At 65.5% G+C, this 17,328-nt stretch carries 11 protein-coding genes; 5 read left to right on the plus strand and 6 right to left on the minus strand.

Annotated elements, in window-relative coordinates:
- The first annotated feature begins 50 nt into the window (after positions 1 to 50).
- Positions 51 to 2,057 (plus strand): aldo/keto reductase, encoded by a 2,007-nt coding sequence (locus NDI76_RS18430; RefSeq protein WP_310925630.1) that lies wholly within the window; start codon positions 51 to 53, stop codon positions 2,055 to 2,057.
- A gap of 84 nt (positions 2,058 to 2,141) precedes the next feature.
- Here NDI76_RS18430 and NDI76_RS18435 read toward each other — a convergent pair whose 3' ends face one another.
- The 3 genes from NDI76_RS18435 to NDI76_RS18445 all read right to left on the minus strand — a co-directional run bounded on the left by NDI76_RS18435 (position 2,142) and on the right by NDI76_RS18445 (position 6,992).
- Entirely contained in the window at positions 2,142 to 3,191 is a 1,050-nt protein-coding gene (locus tag NDI76_RS18435; RefSeq protein ID WP_310925631.1) for an enolase-like domain-containing protein, read from the minus strand.
- A gap of 306 nt (positions 3,192 to 3,497) precedes the next feature.
- A complete protein-coding gene (locus NDI76_RS18440) occupies positions 3,498 to 4,700 on the minus strand; it encodes an MFS transporter (RefSeq protein ID WP_310925632.1) in 1,203 nt (400 codons plus the stop codon).
- A 1,398-nt stretch (positions 4,701 to 6,098) separates the two neighbouring features.
- Complete coding sequence (locus NDI76_RS18445; protein ID WP_310925633.1) at positions 6,099 to 6,992, minus strand: bifunctional methylenetetrahydrofolate dehydrogenase/methenyltetrahydrofolate cyclohydrolase; 894 nt, start codon at positions 6,990 to 6,992, stop codon at positions 6,099 to 6,101.
- A 339-nt stretch (positions 6,993 to 7,331) separates the two neighbouring features.
- Here NDI76_RS18445 and NDI76_RS18450 point away from each other — a divergent pair, with 339 nt between their 5' ends.
- From NDI76_RS18450 to folE, 4 genes are all read left to right on the plus strand, one after another.
- A complete protein-coding gene (locus tag NDI76_RS18450) occupies positions 7,332 to 8,846 on the plus strand; it encodes an anthranilate synthase component I family protein (protein ID WP_310925634.1) in 1,515 nt (504 codons plus the stop codon).
- A gap of 1 nt (position 8,847) precedes the next feature.
- The gene (locus NDI76_RS18455; RefSeq protein ID WP_310925635.1) at positions 8,848 to 9,420 is read left to right on the plus strand and encodes an anthranilate synthase component II; all 573 of its coding nucleotides are present in this window, start codon (positions 8,848 to 8,850) and stop codon (positions 9,418 to 9,420) included.
- A 340-nt stretch (positions 9,421 to 9,760) separates the two neighbouring features.
- Complete coding sequence (locus tag NDI76_RS18460; RefSeq protein WP_310925637.1) at positions 9,761 to 10,141, plus strand: Rid family detoxifying hydrolase; 381 nt, start codon at positions 9,761 to 9,763, stop codon at positions 10,139 to 10,141.
- Positions 10,142 to 10,197: 56 nt separating this feature from the next.
- A complete protein-coding gene (gene folE, locus NDI76_RS18465; protein WP_310925638.1) occupies positions 10,198 to 10,923 on the plus strand; it encodes a GTP cyclohydrolase I in 726 nt (241 codons plus the stop codon).
- Positions 10,924 to 11,108: 185 nt separating this feature from the next.
- On the opposite strand, the gene NDI76_RS18470 is transcribed toward folE, so the two are convergent.
- From NDI76_RS18470 to NDI76_RS18480, 3 genes are all read right to left on the minus strand, one after another.
- Positions 11,109 to 12,902, minus strand: coding sequence for a BCCT family transporter (locus tag NDI76_RS18470; protein ID WP_310925640.1), 1,794 nt, complete (start codon positions 12,900 to 12,902; stop codon positions 11,109 to 11,111).
- Positions 12,903 to 13,387: 485 nt separating this feature from the next.
- Entirely contained in the window at positions 13,388 to 14,635 is a 1,248-nt protein-coding gene (gene ilvA, locus NDI76_RS18475) for a threonine ammonia-lyase (protein WP_310925641.1), read from the minus strand.
- 94 nt (positions 14,636 to 14,729) lie between these two features.
- Positions 14,730 to 17,282 (minus strand): GcvT family protein, encoded by a 2,553-nt coding sequence (locus NDI76_RS18480; RefSeq protein WP_310925642.1) that lies wholly within the window; start codon positions 17,280 to 17,282, stop codon positions 14,730 to 14,732.
- Between the last annotated feature and the right edge of the window lie 46 nt (positions 17,283 to 17,328).

Here is a 17,328-nt window from a genome sequence, read left to right on the forward strand (position 1 = left end):
CGAGATGACCGCTCCCGTACACTTTTGTCGATATAAACGAACATCCGCCAATGAACTGTGCGCTCGTCGGTGCCGGTGCGGTCGCGAGGCGCTACGCGGCCGGATTCGAGGAGTCGTCGCTCGAACTGACGGCGGTGTGTGACCTCGATCTCGAGCGAGCGCGCGGGGTCGCGGAGCCTCACGGCGCGACGGCGTACGCCGACGTCGACGCGATGCTCGCCGACGACGCGGCACCGCTCGTGATCAACCTGACCAGCCACGGGGCGCACGCGCCGGTGACCGAACGAGCGCTCGCCGACGAACGGCACGTCTACAGCGAGAAACCGCTGGCGCTGGACGCCGACCGGGCGGCCGACCTCGTCAGAACCGCCGAGCGTGATGGTCTCGCGCTCGGATGCGCGCCCATTAACAACCGGTGCGACCCGCAGCGTCACGTTCGCTGGTTGCTCGGCGACGGCCGACTCGGACGAGTCGGACTGGGATACGCGCACGCACACGTCGGCCGCGTCACCGAGTGGCACGACAACCCGGAGTCGTTTCTGTCCGTCGGACCGCTGTACGACGGCGCCGTCTACCCGCTGAACTGTCTCGTCTCCTGGTTCGGGCCGGTCGAGCAGGTCCGGGTCGCCGACGGTCTCGACGTCTGGCCCGACAGGGAGGCGGCGACGCCGGGGCGGGACTCGCACGTCGAAGCCACCCTCGCGTTCGAGAGCGGCCCGACGATTCGGCTGACTGCGAGCCTGTACGCCCCCCACCGGAGCCGCGAATTCAACACCCTCGAACTCCACGGCGACGACGGGTCGCTGTACCTCGCCGACAGCGGTGCGCTCGCCGCCGACCCCGAGACCGTCAGGGTCGGCGGGAACGGGAGACCGTACGTCGACGCGCCCCACCCCGCGAGGCGGCGCGAACGACCGTACCTCGACGGGCCGGCGCGTCTCGCGGCCGCCGTCGCGTCGGGCGCCCGCCCGGTCGCGAGCGCGCGGCGGGCGACCCACGTGGTCGCCGTCTGCAACGCCGTCGAGTCAGCCGTCGAAGCGGGCGGCCCCGTCGCGGTCGACGCCCACGGGGTCGGCGTTCCCGACTTGTCTCCGCCTCCGGTGCGGCCCCCCCGCGACGGGCGGGAGGTCCGGGACGAACGCGATGTCGGGGACGCGACCGCACCCCGCTCTCGCGACGCGGCCGTCAGACTCCCGCCCGTGGGCTTCGGGTGTTCGCGGTACCGCGACGGCGACTACGTCGACCGGGTCGACTCGATAGCGACGGCGCTGGACGCCGGCTATCGTCTGCTCGATTCGGCCGAACTGTACGGGAACGAGGCGCGAATCGGCGACCTGCTGGACGCGCCCGGGAGTCCCGGCCGCGAGGGACTGTTCCTCGTCGGGAAGGTCTGGAACACGAACCACGAACACGTCGTCGAGGCCTGTCGAGGGACGCTCGACGCGCTCGGCGCGGCGAGTCTCGACTGCTACATGCTCCACTGGCCGACCGCCTGGGCCTACCAGGGACCGCTGCGGGACCTGGCCGACTGTTCACCCGCCGAACAAGACGCTCTCGCGTTCCCGACCGACGAGGACGGCGACCCGGAGACCGCGGACACGTCGCTGACGGAGACGTGGGAGCGGCTGGAGCACGTTCACGAACGCGGTCTCGCCCGGACGATAGGCGTCTGTAACGTCACCGTCGACGAACTCGACCAAATTGCGGCGGTTGCCGACGTTCTGCCGGCCGTCGTCCAAGTGGAGTCCCATCCGTACGTGCCCCGTCGGGAACTCGTCGAGTGGTGTCACGAGCGGGGTATCCGCGTGATGGCCCACTCGCCGCTCTCCGCGCCCGGACTCCTCGAAGAGTCGGCCCTGCACGAAGTGGCCGACAACTGCGGCGTCTCGCCGGCGCAGGCCGCACTCGCCTGGCAGGTCGACCGCGGCGTCGTCCCGATTCCGTCGAGTACGGATACCGACCACGTCGTCGAGAACCTCGCCGCCGCCCGGGTCGAGTTCACCGCGTCGGACCGCGAGCGCGTCGCGTCGCTGGTCGACCCCGAATTCGAGCGATGAGCGGGCCCGAACCGTCCCGACTGCACCGGTAGCGGCGCGCCGGAAGCGCGCGACTCAAATTTCCGTTCCGACTTCAGTCCGTCCTCATTTCCACTCGAGTCCTCGTGGAGCAGTCGGCGGCGAGAGCGGACTCGACGGAAGCTCATCGCTCGGATTCGGGTCGTTGTACGCTTTCGGAGCGACGTCGTTCGGTGAGTCCGGGTAGAACAGTGATGCAACCGCGTGGATGTGTTCGCGGCCGACATCGAGCTCGAACTGACCGCCGCCGAACATCCGAATTCCGTGGTCCTCACAGTACTCGATCGTATCCAACAGTGACTGCACCGACCCGAACCGCGACGGCTTGATGTTGAGCCACTCGGGGTCCCACGGTAGGTCCTCGATGGTCTCGACGCTTCGGATGGGATAGTCCCAAGTCACGCGCTCCTCCTGGCCCTCGAACAACGGCCGAGTCTCGTCGTTCAACTCCGGGTCCTCGACGAGCGCGTTCGGAAAGCCCTCGACGACCCGTTCGTAGAGAGCGGGGTCGGCCGGCTGATCGACCGTCGTCCCGTGGTACTGCCCTTTCAGATCGAGCGTCACCACTGCATCGGTCTCTGCCAATCGGTCGACGACCTCGTCGGTCCAGTCGGACGTGGGATCGAGCTTGAACTCCAAATCGGGATTTCGGTCGAGCCAGTCGATAACGCGGTCGCCGGTTGGCGGGTCTTCCAATCGCGTACTCACGACGAACCGAACGGAGTCGTACTCGCGTTCCAGTTGGTCGGCGAAGTTGGTCTCGGCCTGCTTCAACGCGAGATCTAATGCAGCGCTCTCGAACGCCCACTGCCGATAGTTCCGGAATATCGGTTGATTCGGCTCGTCTCCGAGGAAAAAGTCGATCTCGGAAAGCTGTTTCGAGAGCTCATCGAGCGTGTACTCCCCGGTGAGAGGGAACTCTTCGGAGGACTCGTGAAGTGCGTCGTGCGTATCGGTATCGTACGTAACGTCTTCACCCTGTCCGGTTTCACCGTCACCGTGCAACGAGACGACCGTCGTTGCTCGGCTGAAGCCGCTGGACGTCTCCCGTTCGTGCCGTTCGAGGTCGTACCCCTCTACCCGGAGGTCGAGATCAGCGACGCGGTCGTATAGCATAGCCAGGTCACGCTACGATCGCGGGCCAGTAAAAGATCCGACAGACGGTCACAGCATGAACTGGCAACGCTGCGAGTAAATCGTGCTTTGGGCTCTGCTTCAGGGCTGCCGGAGAGTTCACAGACGCCATTCGCGTCGTTATAGATCACATCCCTGTCTCCTTCGCACAGTCGCCGCACGACTGAGAACGGACTCTCGGTCGGGTTGCGCGACGGGGCGATATCGGTGACGGCGGAGGCCGATTCGCAGTCCGAACCGTTCGTGCGCTGCTGACATCCTCACCGCGCGACCGTGCGAGAGGGTCTCTTACGCCGGTTCGGGCGTACGTAACGCCAAGAGAACACCGAGGAGGGCGACGCCGCCGGCGACGAAGAACGCCGGGTCGTAGCCGACGCGGTCGATGATGGTGCCCGCAGCGATGGGTGCGGCGAACGCGCCGAGCAGACCGATACTCGTCAGCAGTGAGATGGCCGTCGTCCGCACCGCCGGCGGGACGAGTTCGGTGATGTACGAAAAGAGTAACCCGGTGACGAGTTGGATCGCGAAGCCGACGACGAGGACCGCCCCGACGATGAGTTCGAGGCGCGAGACGAACACGAACGCGACGACGGCCGGTGCGGCGACGGCGAACGCCGATATCACGACGGGACGACGCTTGCCGCCGAACACGCGGTCGGAGACCACACCGCTGCTCGACCGTCCGACCGCACCGATGGCCGGGAACAGCGCGGTCAGCAGCCCACCCGCCGCCAGCGAGATGCCGAACCCGTCGACGAGATAGCTCGGGAGCCACGTGTTGACGAAGAGGTACAGCGAGTAGGCGAGAAAACAGAGGACGCAGACGGTCCAGACCGCCCGGCTGGTGAACAACTCGCTCAGTGCCGCTCGGTCCGGCGTGGCCGTCTCGACGCCGGGGACGTGGCGACGGGTTGCGAGCAAGAACAGCGCGACGCCGACGACGCCGATGGCGGCGTACAACGGGAGGATTGCGGGCCACCCGGCGACAGTTGCGACGAGCGGACTGCCGAACTGACCGAGTGCGAATCCGACCGGTGCGCTCGCGGTGAACACGCCGACGGCGGTTGCCCGATACCGAGACGCGACGGCGCTACCGACGATGTTCGCGCCCGCGTTCCAGAAGATGACGTATGCGATGCCGCCGAGGACGCGCGAGACGAGCAGCCAGCGGTACGCACCGGCGGTGGCCGTATACCAGCCCCACGCACCCGCGACGACGAGCGCGACGGTCCCGAAGAGAATCACTCGACGGACCGAAAAGCGGTCGAGAACGATACCGGTAGGGACGCTGGTGACGACCGCAGTCGCGTACATGATGCTGACGAGCCACCCCGCCGTGCTCGCCGTGAGTCCGAGCGAGTCCTGAATCAGCGGCAGGACGCTCGCCGGAGCGATTTCGTAGGCTGCGGCCGCCGTCGAGAGCACGAACAATCCGACGAAGAGACCGAGCGTCTCGCGTCGAGAAGTGCCTGCGTTGGGATGGTCGCTCACGGTCGCTGTCCTCGATTGTGGAAGCACTGTCAAACCGGTTGCTATCTCGGTCCGCGAACGGCGGCTCGAAGTCCCGCCGGTGACTGTCGGTTGGTGGCCGTCGTTCTGCTCCGAAGCGAGCCAGCTCACGAAATTGAGTGATGAACAGTTGGCGAGTCAGCCGGCCAGTTCGTTATCTACGGGTATCGTACGTGTCAGACTTCGACTGCGCCGTCTCGCGTGACGCAGAGGAAGATTCGACGGCAGGTGGTTCGTCGGTCCGGTCGGTCAGGTCCCGAACGGTTCCGTTGTTGATTGCCGTCCGCTACTTTACTCGTATTATTCCCGATACCGAGTCGCCGACGCACGAGATTGCGGATTCAGAACGCAGACTCTGCAGGAGACTCGTCGGCCCGGCCGATGCCGTCAAATTTAGTATTATATTCTATAAATACAAATTCATACTGCGTTACTCCACTCATACTCTCTCGGTGATACAGGACAAATCGCTAGTTTCTATCTTATCTATAAATTGAATCCGTCTTCGGTCATACCGATGCCGATACTTCCCCTGTCAACCTCTGCAACTGCGCGGTTTCGAGCGAAGGTCTCTGCGCATAGGAGTGCGAACTGAACGCGCGGGCTCGGCCGTGGGGTGAGTGAAATACGACGCGCTACGGTCCGTCTACGAGTCTTCAGCGTCAGCCCACCGAACAACGACCTACATTACACTACTATTTGTGTAATGTTCTACGGCGGTGGAAACGACGTTCGACCGACGCAGTCGCCCTCCGGGTAGCGAACGAGCGCCGTCCGACCGATCTCTCCCTCTTCATGGCTTACAGAGTTCAGCAGGCGACCGACCGGGGTTTCCACAGTTCTCCGGAACGCAGCTTCCGACTTCGAAGTTCTTCGAATAGAGAATATATTGTTTCTCGCCGAAGCAAGTCACTCCGTTCGGCGGACGACTCTAAGGAGGTCGGCCAAGGATACGCTCCTTCGTCGGTACGAGCCACCGTAGTCGACGACGCGCCGGGAATGAACTCATCGACGGTAGAAGAGGATGCTCGACTGGTCAACAACTTGAGGAAACGTGGTAGCTCCGTTCAGAATTATCATATCATCCGAACGGAAAAATCGCCATAAACTCCGACGGGAGTCTCGGGTCGAGCGAAACGAGACGGAGGTTATCGACATCAATCGGTCGCGAATCTCACTGCACGTGTTCGAGTAGGTCCAACAACTGCTACTCCGTCCTGTTGAGTAAGACGGAACGAAGAGTAAGGCGGAGTCAGCGGTCTCCACACTGGGTAGTCGAGGTACGTTCAGGGTTCGGGACGAAGGAAGGATTCACCCACCGGAGAACGAACCGATTCGACGTGCCGCGACGGGGCGTCGCCGACCCTCGAACGGACGTGCTCAGGGGAGGTCAACGTCGACGCCCGACTGCAGGCTCGCCGCCTTGACGGTGTTGTACATGAGCATCGCGATGGTCATGGGACCGACGCCGCCGGGAACGGGGGTGATGGCGTCCGCCTTCTCGCTCGCGCTCTCGAACTCCACGTCGCCGACGAGTTCGTACCCCTTCTCGGTGTCCGCGTCGACTCTGTTGACGCCGACGTCGATGACCGTACAGCCCTCCGAGAGCATGTCGCCGGTGATCATCTCGGGGACGCCCGCCGCGGCGATTACGACGTCGGCCGCCCGGGTCTTCTCGGCGAGGTCGTCGGTGCGAGAGTGACAGACCGTCGTAGTGGCGTTGCCCCCCGGTGCCTTCTGAACGAGGAGGTTCGCCATCGGCTTCCCCACGATGTTGGATCGGCCGACGACGACCGCGTCCTTCCCCTCGGTTTCGACGTCGGCGGCTTCGAGGAGTTTCTGGATGCCGTGGGGCGTACAGGGTTTGTACCGAGCGTCTCCCGTGACGACGCGGCCGACGTTCTCCGGATGAAACCCGTCGACGTCCTTCATCGGGTCGATGCGCTCCAGTACGACCTGGGAGTCGACGTGGTCCGGCACCGGCATCTGAACGAGGATGCCGTGCACGCTCGGGTCGTCGTTGAAGTCGTCGATCTGTTGGAGGAGCGTCTCGGCCGAGGCGTCGGGGTCGAGTACCCGGTGGATGCCTTCGATTCCGGTCTCCTCGCAGGCCCGCTGTTTCATCGACACGTAGGTCTCGCTGGCGCCGTCGTCGCTCATCAGCACCGTCGCGAGTCCCGGGGTCACTCCTTCGTCGGCGAGTCGCGCCGCACAGTCCGATACGTCTGCCCGTATCCGATCCGCAATCTCGTTCCCGTCGATAATCGTGGTCATGGTGAGTGGTGGCGCCGTCGACGACGTTCGGGTCGGCCCCGGTCGGGTGCGCCGCGCCGCTTGCGTCGCACGTTCCTACGGTGAGGGCGCACCGACGTGCCGGTGAACGTCGCGCTGAACGGGCTCTCCGTTCCGGTCTTTGCATCCTCCGTAATAAGCCATCGTGAGGCATGTTCCACCCGTTGAAGACCGCCACCGGATCCGTCCGAAAATTGCGAGTCTGCCGGTCCTCGAAGCCCCAGTCAGAGGCGCCAGCGCGGAAGATTTTTTGCGAGTGACCGTGTCAGTTCGAGCGGTAGGGACCCTAACGACGGGTACCCGTAGAACCGTCCGACTCACATGAGCCAGCCATCAGTTGTCACGGAGCGCGCATCGTTCGTCCGGACCGCAGCCTCGGCCCCGGTCGGAGCCCGAGTCCCGGTCGAAGTGAAGGTCACCGTCTCGGACCCCTTCGAGGCCTACCGTCGGGCCCGCGACGGCGACGCGGACGGGGTGTTCCTCGAAACGACCGGCGGGCAGTCCGGGTGGGGGTACTTCGCGGTCGACCCGGTCGACCGCCTGCAGGTGGCCGCCGACGCAACCTCGCCGGACGGGGAGAGTCCGACCGTCGACGCCATCGACTCGCTACTTGACCGCGAGGACCTCGTCCGCGGGGACTGTGAGATTCCGTATCCCTGCGGCGCGTTCGGCTGGCTCTCCTACGACGTCGCGCGGGAGTTGGAGGACTTACCGTCGACGACGACCCCGGACGGGCTCCCGCGGCTTCAACTCGGCGTGTTCGACCGCGTCGCCGCCTGGGAGGCGCCGACCGAGGGCGACGTTCGACTGCGGGTGACCGCCTGTCCCGTGGTCGACGAACACGAGTCGCCCGCGGCGGCCTACGAGGCCGGCGTGGAAATGGCGACCGACCTGGCCGAATCCGCGCTCCGCGGGGACCCGACCGTCGGCTCCCCGCCGGTCGCGAGCCGACGGGCGAGGTTCGAGAGCGAGTGCGGCGAGGCGGCGTTCGCCGACCGGGTGCGCCGAGTGAAAGAGTACGTTCGCGACGGCGACACCTTCCAGACGAACGTCTCTCACCGGCTGGTCGCCCCCGCCGCCGTCCACCCGGTCGAGACGTACGACGCCGTGCGGCGCGTGAACCCGGCGCCGTACTCCGGTTTGCTCGAGTTTCCGGGGGTCGACCTCGTCAGCGCCAGCCCCGAACTACTGTTGGACGTCGAGGACGACCGTCTGTCGACGGAGCCCATCGCGGGCACGCGACCGCGCGGCGACACCCCCGAGGCCGACGCCGAACTGGAGCGCGACCTCACGAGCGACGAGAAGGAACGCGCCGAGCACGCGATGCTGGTCGACCTCGAGCGCAACGACCTCGGGAAGGTCAGCGAGTACGGCAGCGTCGACGTCGCCGAGTACCGCCGGGTCGACCGCTACTCGGAGGTGATGCACCTCGTCTCGCTCGTGGAGGGACGCCGCCGCGAGGGCGTGAGTATCGCCGACGCCGTCGCGGCCGTGTTCCCGGGCGGAACGATAACCGGCGCGCCCAAGCCCCGGACGATGGAGATAATCGACGAGGTGGAGGCGACCCGTCGAGGCCCCTACACGGGGAGCATCGGCGTGTTCGGCTTCGACGACCGGGCGACGCTGAACATCACGATCCGGACGCTCGTCCGCCGCGGCGGCGAGTACCGCCTGCGCGTCGGCGCCGGCGTCGTCCACGACTCCGACCCGGTCGCGGAGTACGAAGAGACGCTGGACAAGGCCCAAGCGCTCGTCAACGCCGTCGACGAGGCACTCGGCGAGCGAGGGTCGTTCGCCGTCGAGTCCGCCGCGGACACGCTAGAGGAGGTCCGGTGAGATGATACTCATCGTCGACAACTACGACTCGTTCGCGTACAACCTCGTCCAGTACGTCGGCGAGTTCGACGACGTCGTCGTCAGACGTAACGACGCGGTCGACGTCGCCGGAATCTCCGACCTCGACCCCGACGGAATCGTCGTCTCGCCCGGCCCGGGGACCCCCGCCGACGCCGGCGTCTCTATCCCCGTGTTCCGCGACCTCGACTACCCCACGCTGGGGGTCTGTCTCGGCCACCAGGCGCTGTGTGCCGCCAACGGGGCGTCGGTCGTCCACGCTCCCGAGGTCGTCCACGGCAAGCCCTCCGAGATCCGCCACGACGGGTCGGCGCTGTACGACGGCGTCGACGACCCGTTCGAGGTGGGGCGCTACCACTCGCTGGCGGTCGAGGACGGCGACTTGCCCGCCGACCTCGTCAAGACGGCGTACACGAACGACGAACGGGGCGTCGTGATGGGCGTGCGCCACGCCGACCGGCCGCATCTCGGCGTCCAGTTCCACCCTGAGAGCATCCTCACCGACGCGGGCAAGCGCATCGTCGAGAACTTCTGCTCGTCGATTGCGAGCGGGTGAGGCGGGTCGTTTCGACTCACCGCGGGCACCCTCACCGTCCGCGTTCGCTCTCCTTCGGCGGCCGGTCGTCGATGTGTTCGTCGCTTGCACCTCCGATAGGTCGGTACCACGGTAGGCCGAACAGAAGACGACAACCCAAGAGACAATCGCGTGGAACGACGGACCGCCGGTCCGGAGCAGAAGAGAGCGCGAGAGCACGGGCGCGACCCGCTCTTTCCTCGAGCACGCCTCTGCGGACGCGGCCGCCTGCCATCCACGACCGATACGGCGGTTGTCACGATGTGGCGACCGCCGGTCGAGCGACCGGGATTTAAGTCGCACCCGGCCGGTACGAACTCACGTGAAGCGAACCATCAGCACCGACAACGCAGCGGCGGCGGTCGGGGCGTACAGCCAGGCGACGACGAACGGCGACCTGCTCATCACGGCCGGTCAGCTTCCGCTGACGGCGGACGGAGAACTGCTTGACGACGAATCCGTGGGTCGGCAGACCGAGCAGTGTCTCGACAACGTCGCGGCCATCCTCGAGTCCGAGGGACTTTCGCTGAACGACGTCCTCAAGACGACGGTGTTCCTCGACGATATCGACGACTTCGACGCGTTCAACGAGGCGTACAGCGAGTACTTCGACGAGGACCCGCCGGCGCGCAGCGCCGTCGAGGCCGGTGCCGTACCGAAAGGTGCGGCGGTCGAAATCGAGGCCATCGCGACGACCGAGTAGCACGGCTGTCCTCGAGGACGGCACTTTTTTCCACGCAGACCACCTAAGACGGAGTAATGGATTCGCATGACAAGCAGCGTGACCGCGGCTACGACGCCGGAGATGGGACGCCGTCGACTGTTCCGACCGGCGTAACCGAGTCGGATGGGGCGGCTCCGACGACCGAGGCCGCCGGGACGGCCGAGGTGACCGGGTCAACCGAAGCGGAGGGGTTCGACCACGAGAAAGCGCGCGAGGGCGCGCGACTGCTGCTTGAGGCGGTCGGCCGCGACCCCGACGCGCGCGGCGTCTCCGACACGTGGACGCGCCGCGTGCCGGCGATGTTCGAGACGCTCACCGAGGGCCGACGCGAGGCGGCGAAGCCGACCATGCGCACCTTCGAGGCGGAGACCGACGGCCTCGTCATCAAGACGGGAATCCCGCTGTACAGCATGTGCGAGCACCACCTGCTCCCCTTCTACGGAGCCGCACACGTCGCGTACAAACCCGGGGAGTCGATGGTCGGACTCTCGAAACTCGTCCGCTACGTTCGGTGGCGGTCGCGGCGTCTCACCACGCAGGAAGCGCTGACGAGCGGTGTCGCGACCGGTCTGGCCGAGGAACTCGAGGCCGAGGGCGTCGTGGTCGAGGTCACTGCGACGCACATGTGCGAGGCGATGCGGGGCGTCGAGACGGCGACGGCGACGACGACGCACGAATCGGTCGGTGAACTGTCGTCGGCGGACCGCGAGCGATTCCGCGAGTCGGTCCGAGACAGCGACTGGGCGCCCGGCGCGTTCTGAACGACGTGCGATTCCTATTCTAGACCGGGTTGACGACGGAAGAACGGAACGTGACGGCGTCAGTCCGAACTATAGTAGCGTTCGCAAGTCTTCACTCACTCGACCGCACAACACCGTACGGTCGGATGAGTAATCAGTTGCGAACACTACTATAGCGCCGGAGACGCTGACGGGGAAGAATGGGTTCAGTCGCTTCCTTCCGCGTCGGAACCCCTGACCTCGGTAACGAGTTCGCTGTCGTTGGTGACGACGTCGACGTCCCCTTCGGCGGTCAGGTGGTCGATCCGGTCGGCGAACTGCTCGGAGCGGAGGATCTCGTACTCGTTGTCCAACCCGAGGTACACCGTGTAACACATCAGGACGAGGATGACCGCGAACGGAAGCCCCGTCGTGATGACGGCGGTCTGCAGTGCGTCCAGTCCACCTCCGATGAGCAGGCTGGCCGCGACGGCACCCTCGGTGACAGCCCAGAAGATGCGCTGAACTTTCGGCACGTCGTGCTTCCCGCCGGAGGTCAGGTGGTCGATGACCAGCGACCCCGAGTCCGAGGAGGTGACGAAGAACGTGATGACGAGCAGCGTCGCCAGCAGTCCGGAGATGGCGCCCAGCGGGAACTGGTTCAACATGGCGAACATCGCGGTGGCCTGTCCCTGCTCGGCAACGGAAGTCGCGACGCCTCCGCCTCCGGCGAGTTCGAGCCACAGCGCGGAGCCGCCGAAGGTGGCTAGCCAGACGAACGAGAACAGCGCGGGGAGGAACAGCACGCCCAGGACGAACTCCCTGACGGTGCGGCCCTTCGAGATGCGCGCGATGAACATCCCGACGAACGGCGACCACGCGATCCACCAGCCCCAGTAGAAAACGGTCCAACTCCCCATCCATCCCTGAACGGAGTACCCGCCGAGTTCCGCACCCCCGCCGACGATGCCGGTGAAGAAGCTCAACTGGAACAGATTGTCGAGGAAGGTACCGATCCCTCCCGAGAGCACTCCGAGGATGTACAGCGTCGGTCCGACGACGAAGAGGAACGCGAGCATGGTGAACATCAAGTAGAGGTTCACCGTGCTCAACCGTCTGACCCCGCCTTCCAACCCGGCCGCGACCGAAAGCGTTGCGATCGCCGTGATGAAGGCGATGAGGACCACCTGCGGGATCGCTCCCGTCGGAACGCTCACGAGACCGAGGATGTCCCCTCCGACGTACGAGAGCCCCGTGTTGACCTGCGTGACCCCCAGTCCGAGCGAGGTCGAGAGGCCGAACAGCGTCGCGAACACGGTCACCAGATCGATGATGTGACCCGGCCATCCGTAGATGCGCTCTCCGAGCAGCGGCCAGAAGATCGAGCGGAACGTCAGCGGCAGGCCGCGGTTGAACGAGAAGAAAGCGAGTCCGAGTCCGACCAGGCCGTAGATGGCCCAGGGGTGGAACCCCCAGTGGAAGAACGTCTGAGCCATCGCGGCGATGGCGGCGGCGGACGTCCCGCCCTCCGCGGTGAACGCGGGCGGGACGGCCATGAACTCGGAGGCGCCGCTGCCGAAGTGCCACATCGGTTCGGCGACGCTGTAGAACATCAACCCGATTCCCATCCCGGCGCTGAACAGCATCGCCATCCACGAGAAGTCGCTGAACTCCTTTTCAGCCTTGACCCCGCCGATGCGGATGGTTCCATACTTACTGAAGGCGAAGTAGAGGATGGTGATGATGAACAGGTTCACCGCGATGATATAGAACCAGCCGAAGTTCGTGTTGATGAACGTGAACACCGCGCCGTAGATCTCGGCCGCCTGGTCTCCGAGGACGATGGTCGCCGCGACGAACGCGACGATGATCGCCAGCGAAACCGGGAAGACGACCGGATGAACGTCGAATCCGAACTTTTCGATGTTGGTGTCGCCGGGGGCTCGGTCGGAGTCCGGGTGGAACAGTTCTACTTGCAACCCCTCGGACATCTCCCCCGTCGTCTGCTCATCGTCTGGCATGTGATTCCTCCCGGTGGCTCGCCGGTCGAGCACGGTGCAGTCGGTCGCTTTGTTTCATGTTGGTCATCCTCGGAGTTGCCGCTGTCGAGTCGCCCAGCGTCTCGTCTGGCCGTGCTGTCGCATGATACACAACCTCACGCTTGGAGAACGAACGGAGAGGCATAAACCTTCACGTACTGTTCGTGATAGTGTCTGGTTGTGGATGAAAAACGGAGCGGGACGACCTCTCCTCGTCCCGGTTCGGTCGTCGCACGACATCGGCGATGGAACGACGGGCGCGGTCGGACGCTACGGACCGCCGGGTCTGCCGCGCCCCGAGAGAAGCGAGCCGACGCTTCGGAGTACGTCGACTCGATTACGGCCGCGTTCGTCCCGTCCGCCTCGGTGTGGTCGACCGTCTCGTCGCCATCTGTTCGCATCGTACGTCCGTCCCGCATCCGACGTCGCGTTCGGCCGCGGTGACGTAACGCTCGTCGAGGAGTTCCTTACCGGGCTTTCGTCACGTCGTCGACGGGGTAGCCGGCCTCTTCGAGCGAATCGATGATGGACGCCGCGTGCTGCTCGCCGTTGGTTTCGACGTCGAACACGAGGTATGCCTCGCCGACTTCGAGGTCCTGGATGGACCGGTCGTGGCGGACGTTGCGGATGTTCGCCCCGTGAGCGGCGATACAGCCGGATATCTCCTGCATCTTCCCGGGTTGGTCGTCGATATGCACCCTGAGCTGGAGGAGCTGTCGCCGCTCCGTGAGCGCATGGACCAACACCGTCTGTAACTGCGTCATGTCGAGATTCCCGCCGCAGAGCAGCGGCATCACCGTCTCGCCGCTCACGTCCAGTTCGTCGCTCAGGAGCGCCGCGACCGACGCGGCGCCCGCCCCCTCGACGACCTGCTTGGCCCGTTCGAGGAGCACGAGGATGGCGCGGGCGATTTCGGTGTCCGAGACGGTGACCACCTCGTCCACGTTGCGCTGGATGATATCGAGCGTCGTTCGCGAGATACCGCCGGTCGCGATGCCGTCCGCGATGGTGTCGACTTCGTCGAGCGTCACCGGGATTCCCTTGTCCAGGCTCTTGTGGACCGTCTCCGCCCCGGTCGCCTGCACGCCGACGACGCGCGTCTCCGGGGAGAGGTGTTTGATCGCCGTCGAGATGCCCGAGATGAGTCCGCCGCCGCCGATGGGGACGACCACCGTGTCGATGTCGGGGCAGTCGTGGTACATCTCGGCGCCCAGCGTTCCCTGCCCGGCGATGATGTCCGTATCGTCGTAGGCGTGGACGAACTCCGCGTCCGTCCCTTCGACGGCCGACTGCGCCCGCGACATGGTCTCTTGGAAGTCCTTGCCGACCAGTTCGACTGTGGCGCCGTAGTCGCGCGTCGCATCGACCTTCGTCTGCGGGGCGTTCTCCGGCATGTATATCGTCGAGTCGGCCCCGCACTTCGTCGCCGCCAGCGCGACGCCCTGCGCGTGGTTGCCGGCGCTCGCCGCGACGAAGCTATCGACGCCGCGCTCGACGTCCTGGCTGATCTTGTTGTACGCCCCTCTGGTCTTGAACGAACCCGTCCACTGGAGGTGCTCCATCTTCAGGTAGACCTCCGCGTCGACGAATCCGCCGAGCGACGTGCTCCGCTCGACCGGCGTGTGCTTTACCACCGTCTCGTCGTCGAGTCGTTCGCGCGCCTGTTCGATGTCTGCGTACCGGACAGAAAGCCCGTCCGTGTCGTCGTCGGTCATGAGTAGTAGGTGAGGTGGGGATGAATCGTTCGTGAGTGTGGGTCAGTCGTGAGTGGCGGTATCGTCCCGAATCGGTGGGATACGACCGGTTGCGCTACCGGATGATCTTCTCCCGGCCGGGGTCGAACAGCGGTTCCTCGCGCACGGTCGCGTCGTACAGTTCTCCCTCGCACCGGATCTGCACGTCCGTTCCGGCCTCGGCGTACTGACTCGGGACGTACGTGTACGCGATAGACTCTCCGATCGTGTAGCCGTAGTCGCCGGCCTGAACGTAGCCGATGGCCTCGCCGTCCTTCAGCACCGGCCGCCCGCTCAGGGCGATGTCGGTCGAATCGTCGAGCGTGAGGGGGGTGATTCGGGAGTCGATTCCCTCCTCCTTCGCGGCTTCGAGCGCGTCCTTGCCGACGAAGTCAGTGTCCATATCGACGGCGAACGGGAGGCCGGCCTCGAACGGGTTGGAGTCGGTGTCGATGTCGGTCCCCCAGAGGCGGAATCCCTTCTCGAGGCGCATCGATTCGAGGGCGCCGCCGCCCATCGGCCGCACGTCGAGGTCCTGACCGGCCTCCCACAGCGTCTCCCAGAGGCGCCGGCCGTACTCGCTGGGCGTCCACAGTTCCCAGCCGAGTTCGCCGACGTACGAGACGCGCAGGGCGATGACCGGCACGTCGCCGACGTACATCTGCTTCGCACTGAAGTACGGGAAGCCCTCGTTCGTGACGTCGGCGTCGGTACAGCGCTGGAGCAGGAGGCGGGACTTCGGACCCCAGAGACCGATGGTGGACTTCGCGCCCTCCTCGACGTGGACGGAGACGGTGTCAGGGGCGTGCTCTTCGAGCCACGACCCGTGGATGCGCGGGGAGTTGCCGCCGCCGGTCGTCACCATGTACTCGTCGTCGCCGAGTCGGACGACGGTGACGTCCGCGAGGATGCCGCCGCCCTCGTTCAAGAGGAGCGAGTAGCGCACCTTCCCCTCCTCGATGTCCATGTCGTTGCTACACACCCGTTGGAGGAACTCGCCGCTCCCCTCGCCCGACACCATAATCGAGCTGAACGTCGTCATGTCGAACATCGACACGTGCTCGCGCGTGTGGAGGTGTTCGGCTCCCTGGATGGGCGAACGGTTCACCCCCTGCCAGCCGTCCTGCTCCGGAATCTGGTCTTCGTACCGGTCGACGAGGTCGGCGTTGGACTCGTAGTACTGGGCGCTCTCCCAGCCGCCGCTCTGAACGAACTCGGCACCGAGGTCGCGCTGTTGTTCGTAGAACGGACTGGTCCGCAGTCCGCGGTGGTCGTCGGGCTGCCAGCGCGGTTCGACGATGCTGTACACCTGCTCGTAGCGCTTGGCGCCGCGGTCGACGAAGAAGTCCTTCTCGCCGGCGTGCGGCTCGAAGCGCCGGACGTGGATGCCGCCGGAGTCGACCGGTCCGGAGGGAAGGCGCGGAACGCCGTTCTCCATCCACTCGGCGACGATGCGGCCGTAGCCGGCCGAGTGGGTCCACCAGATGGCCAGCGCGGTCCACAGGCCGTCGACCTGCGCCGTCGGACCGACCGCCGGCATGCCGTCGGGCGTGAACACGAAGATGCCGTTCTCGGTGACGGCGTACTCCTGGTCCGCGCTGGCCGGCAGGAGTTCGTCGAACGCCTGCTTGGCGGACTTGTCGCGGCCGGGGTGCGTCGGACGTTCCCAGTGCTTCTTGGTGAAGCCGCGGACCGACGCTTGACGGTCCTCGCTGTTTCGACCCATCTCCTCGGGGTCGACCGACAACGCCTCGTGGTTGTACGACCCCATACCGAGCGCGTCGCCGTGGGTTCGGAAGTACAGCGAGTGGTCCTGGTCGCGGCCGACGGGTCGGTTGGGTCCCTCGCTCATGTACTCCTGGATGGAGCGGTCGCCGGGGATGTCGAGGCCGGCCGTGTTGTCGCCGACGGCCGAGTCGGCGCCGGACAACTCTTCCATCGGTTCGGTGACGACGTACTGGTGTTCGACCGGCGCGATGGGGAGGTCGAGTCCGGCGAGTTGGCCGGTCTGGTACCCCCAGTTGTTCGTCGCGATGACGCAGCGGTCGCAGTCGATCCGCCCTTTGTCGGTGAGGACCGACGTTATCTCGCCGTTCGACACGTCGAGGTCTACCACTTCGGTGTCGCCGACGAAGTTCGCGGGCGTGTTCTCGATGTACCACTGGAGCGTCTCGATACCGTCGACGCGACCGTCCGTCGGCGAGTAGTAGCCGCCGAGAATCTCCTCCTCGTTCACCAACGGGAGACGCTCGCCGACCTCTTCGGGCGAGAGGAGTTCGGGGTCGGGCAGTCCGTAGGAGGTCGCCCACTCGAAGCGGCGTTCGAGGAAGTCCATGCGTTCCTCGCTGCGCGCGGTCTCGATGCCGCCGACCTCGTCGTACGTGCCGATGTCCGAGAGAAACTGACTGGTGTAGTGGGCAGCCTTCGTCTGTACCTTCGACGGCGACGTCTTGAACATGATCCCCGGCGCGTGAACCGACGACCCGCCGGTGACGGGAAGCGGGCCTTGGTCAATGACGGTGACGTCTTCGGCCCCGAGTTCGGTGAGGTGGTACGCGACGCTACATCCAACTGCGCCGGCGCCGATTACGACAGTCGTCGACTGATCGGGAAGGTCCGTGGAATTCATCTCTGTTACAGCCGATTCTTGCCGTCAGTGTGTTAAATACACCGGT

The organism is Halogeometricum sp. S1BR25-6, from assembly GCF_031624495.1.
GTDB lineage: Archaea > Halobacteriota > Halobacteria > Halobacteriales > Haloferacaceae > Halogeometricum > Halogeometricum salsisoli.

What these genes read in the sequence shown, in the direction of transcription:
- NDI76_RS18455 (WP_310925635.1), top strand. Translation starts at nt 8,848, where the DNA reads ATGATACTCATCGTCGACAACTACGACTCGTTCGCGTACAACCTCGTC.
- NDI76_RS18450 (WP_310925634.1), top strand. Translation starts at nt 7,332, where the DNA reads ATGAGCCAGCCATCAGTTGTCACGGAGCGCGCATCGTTCGTCCGGACC.
- NDI76_RS18430 (WP_310925630.1), top strand. Translation starts at nt 51, where the DNA reads ATGAACTGTGCGCTCGTCGGTGCCGGTGCGGTCGCGAGGCGCTACGCG.
- NDI76_RS18445 (WP_310925633.1), bottom strand. Translation starts at nt 6,992, where the DNA reads ATGACCACGATTATCGACGGGAACGAGATTGCGGATCGGATACGGGCA.
- NDI76_RS18480 (WP_310925642.1), bottom strand. Translation starts at nt 17,282, where the DNA reads ATGAATTCCACGGACCTTCCCGATCAGTCGACGACTGTCGTAATCGGC.
- NDI76_RS18435 (WP_310925631.1), bottom strand. Translation starts at nt 3,191, where the DNA reads ATGCTATACGACCGCGTCGCTGATCTCGACCTCCGGGTAGAGGGGTAC.
- folE (WP_310925638.1), top strand. Translation starts at nt 10,198, where the DNA reads ATGGATTCGCATGACAAGCAGCGTGACCGCGGCTACGACGCCGGAGAT.
- NDI76_RS18470 (WP_310925640.1), bottom strand. Translation starts at nt 12,902, where the DNA reads ATGCCAGACGATGAGCAGACGACGGGGGAGATGTCCGAGGGGTTGCAA.
- ilvA (WP_310925641.1), bottom strand. Translation starts at nt 14,635, where the DNA reads ATGACCGACGACGACACGGACGGGCTTTCTGTCCGGTACGCAGACATC.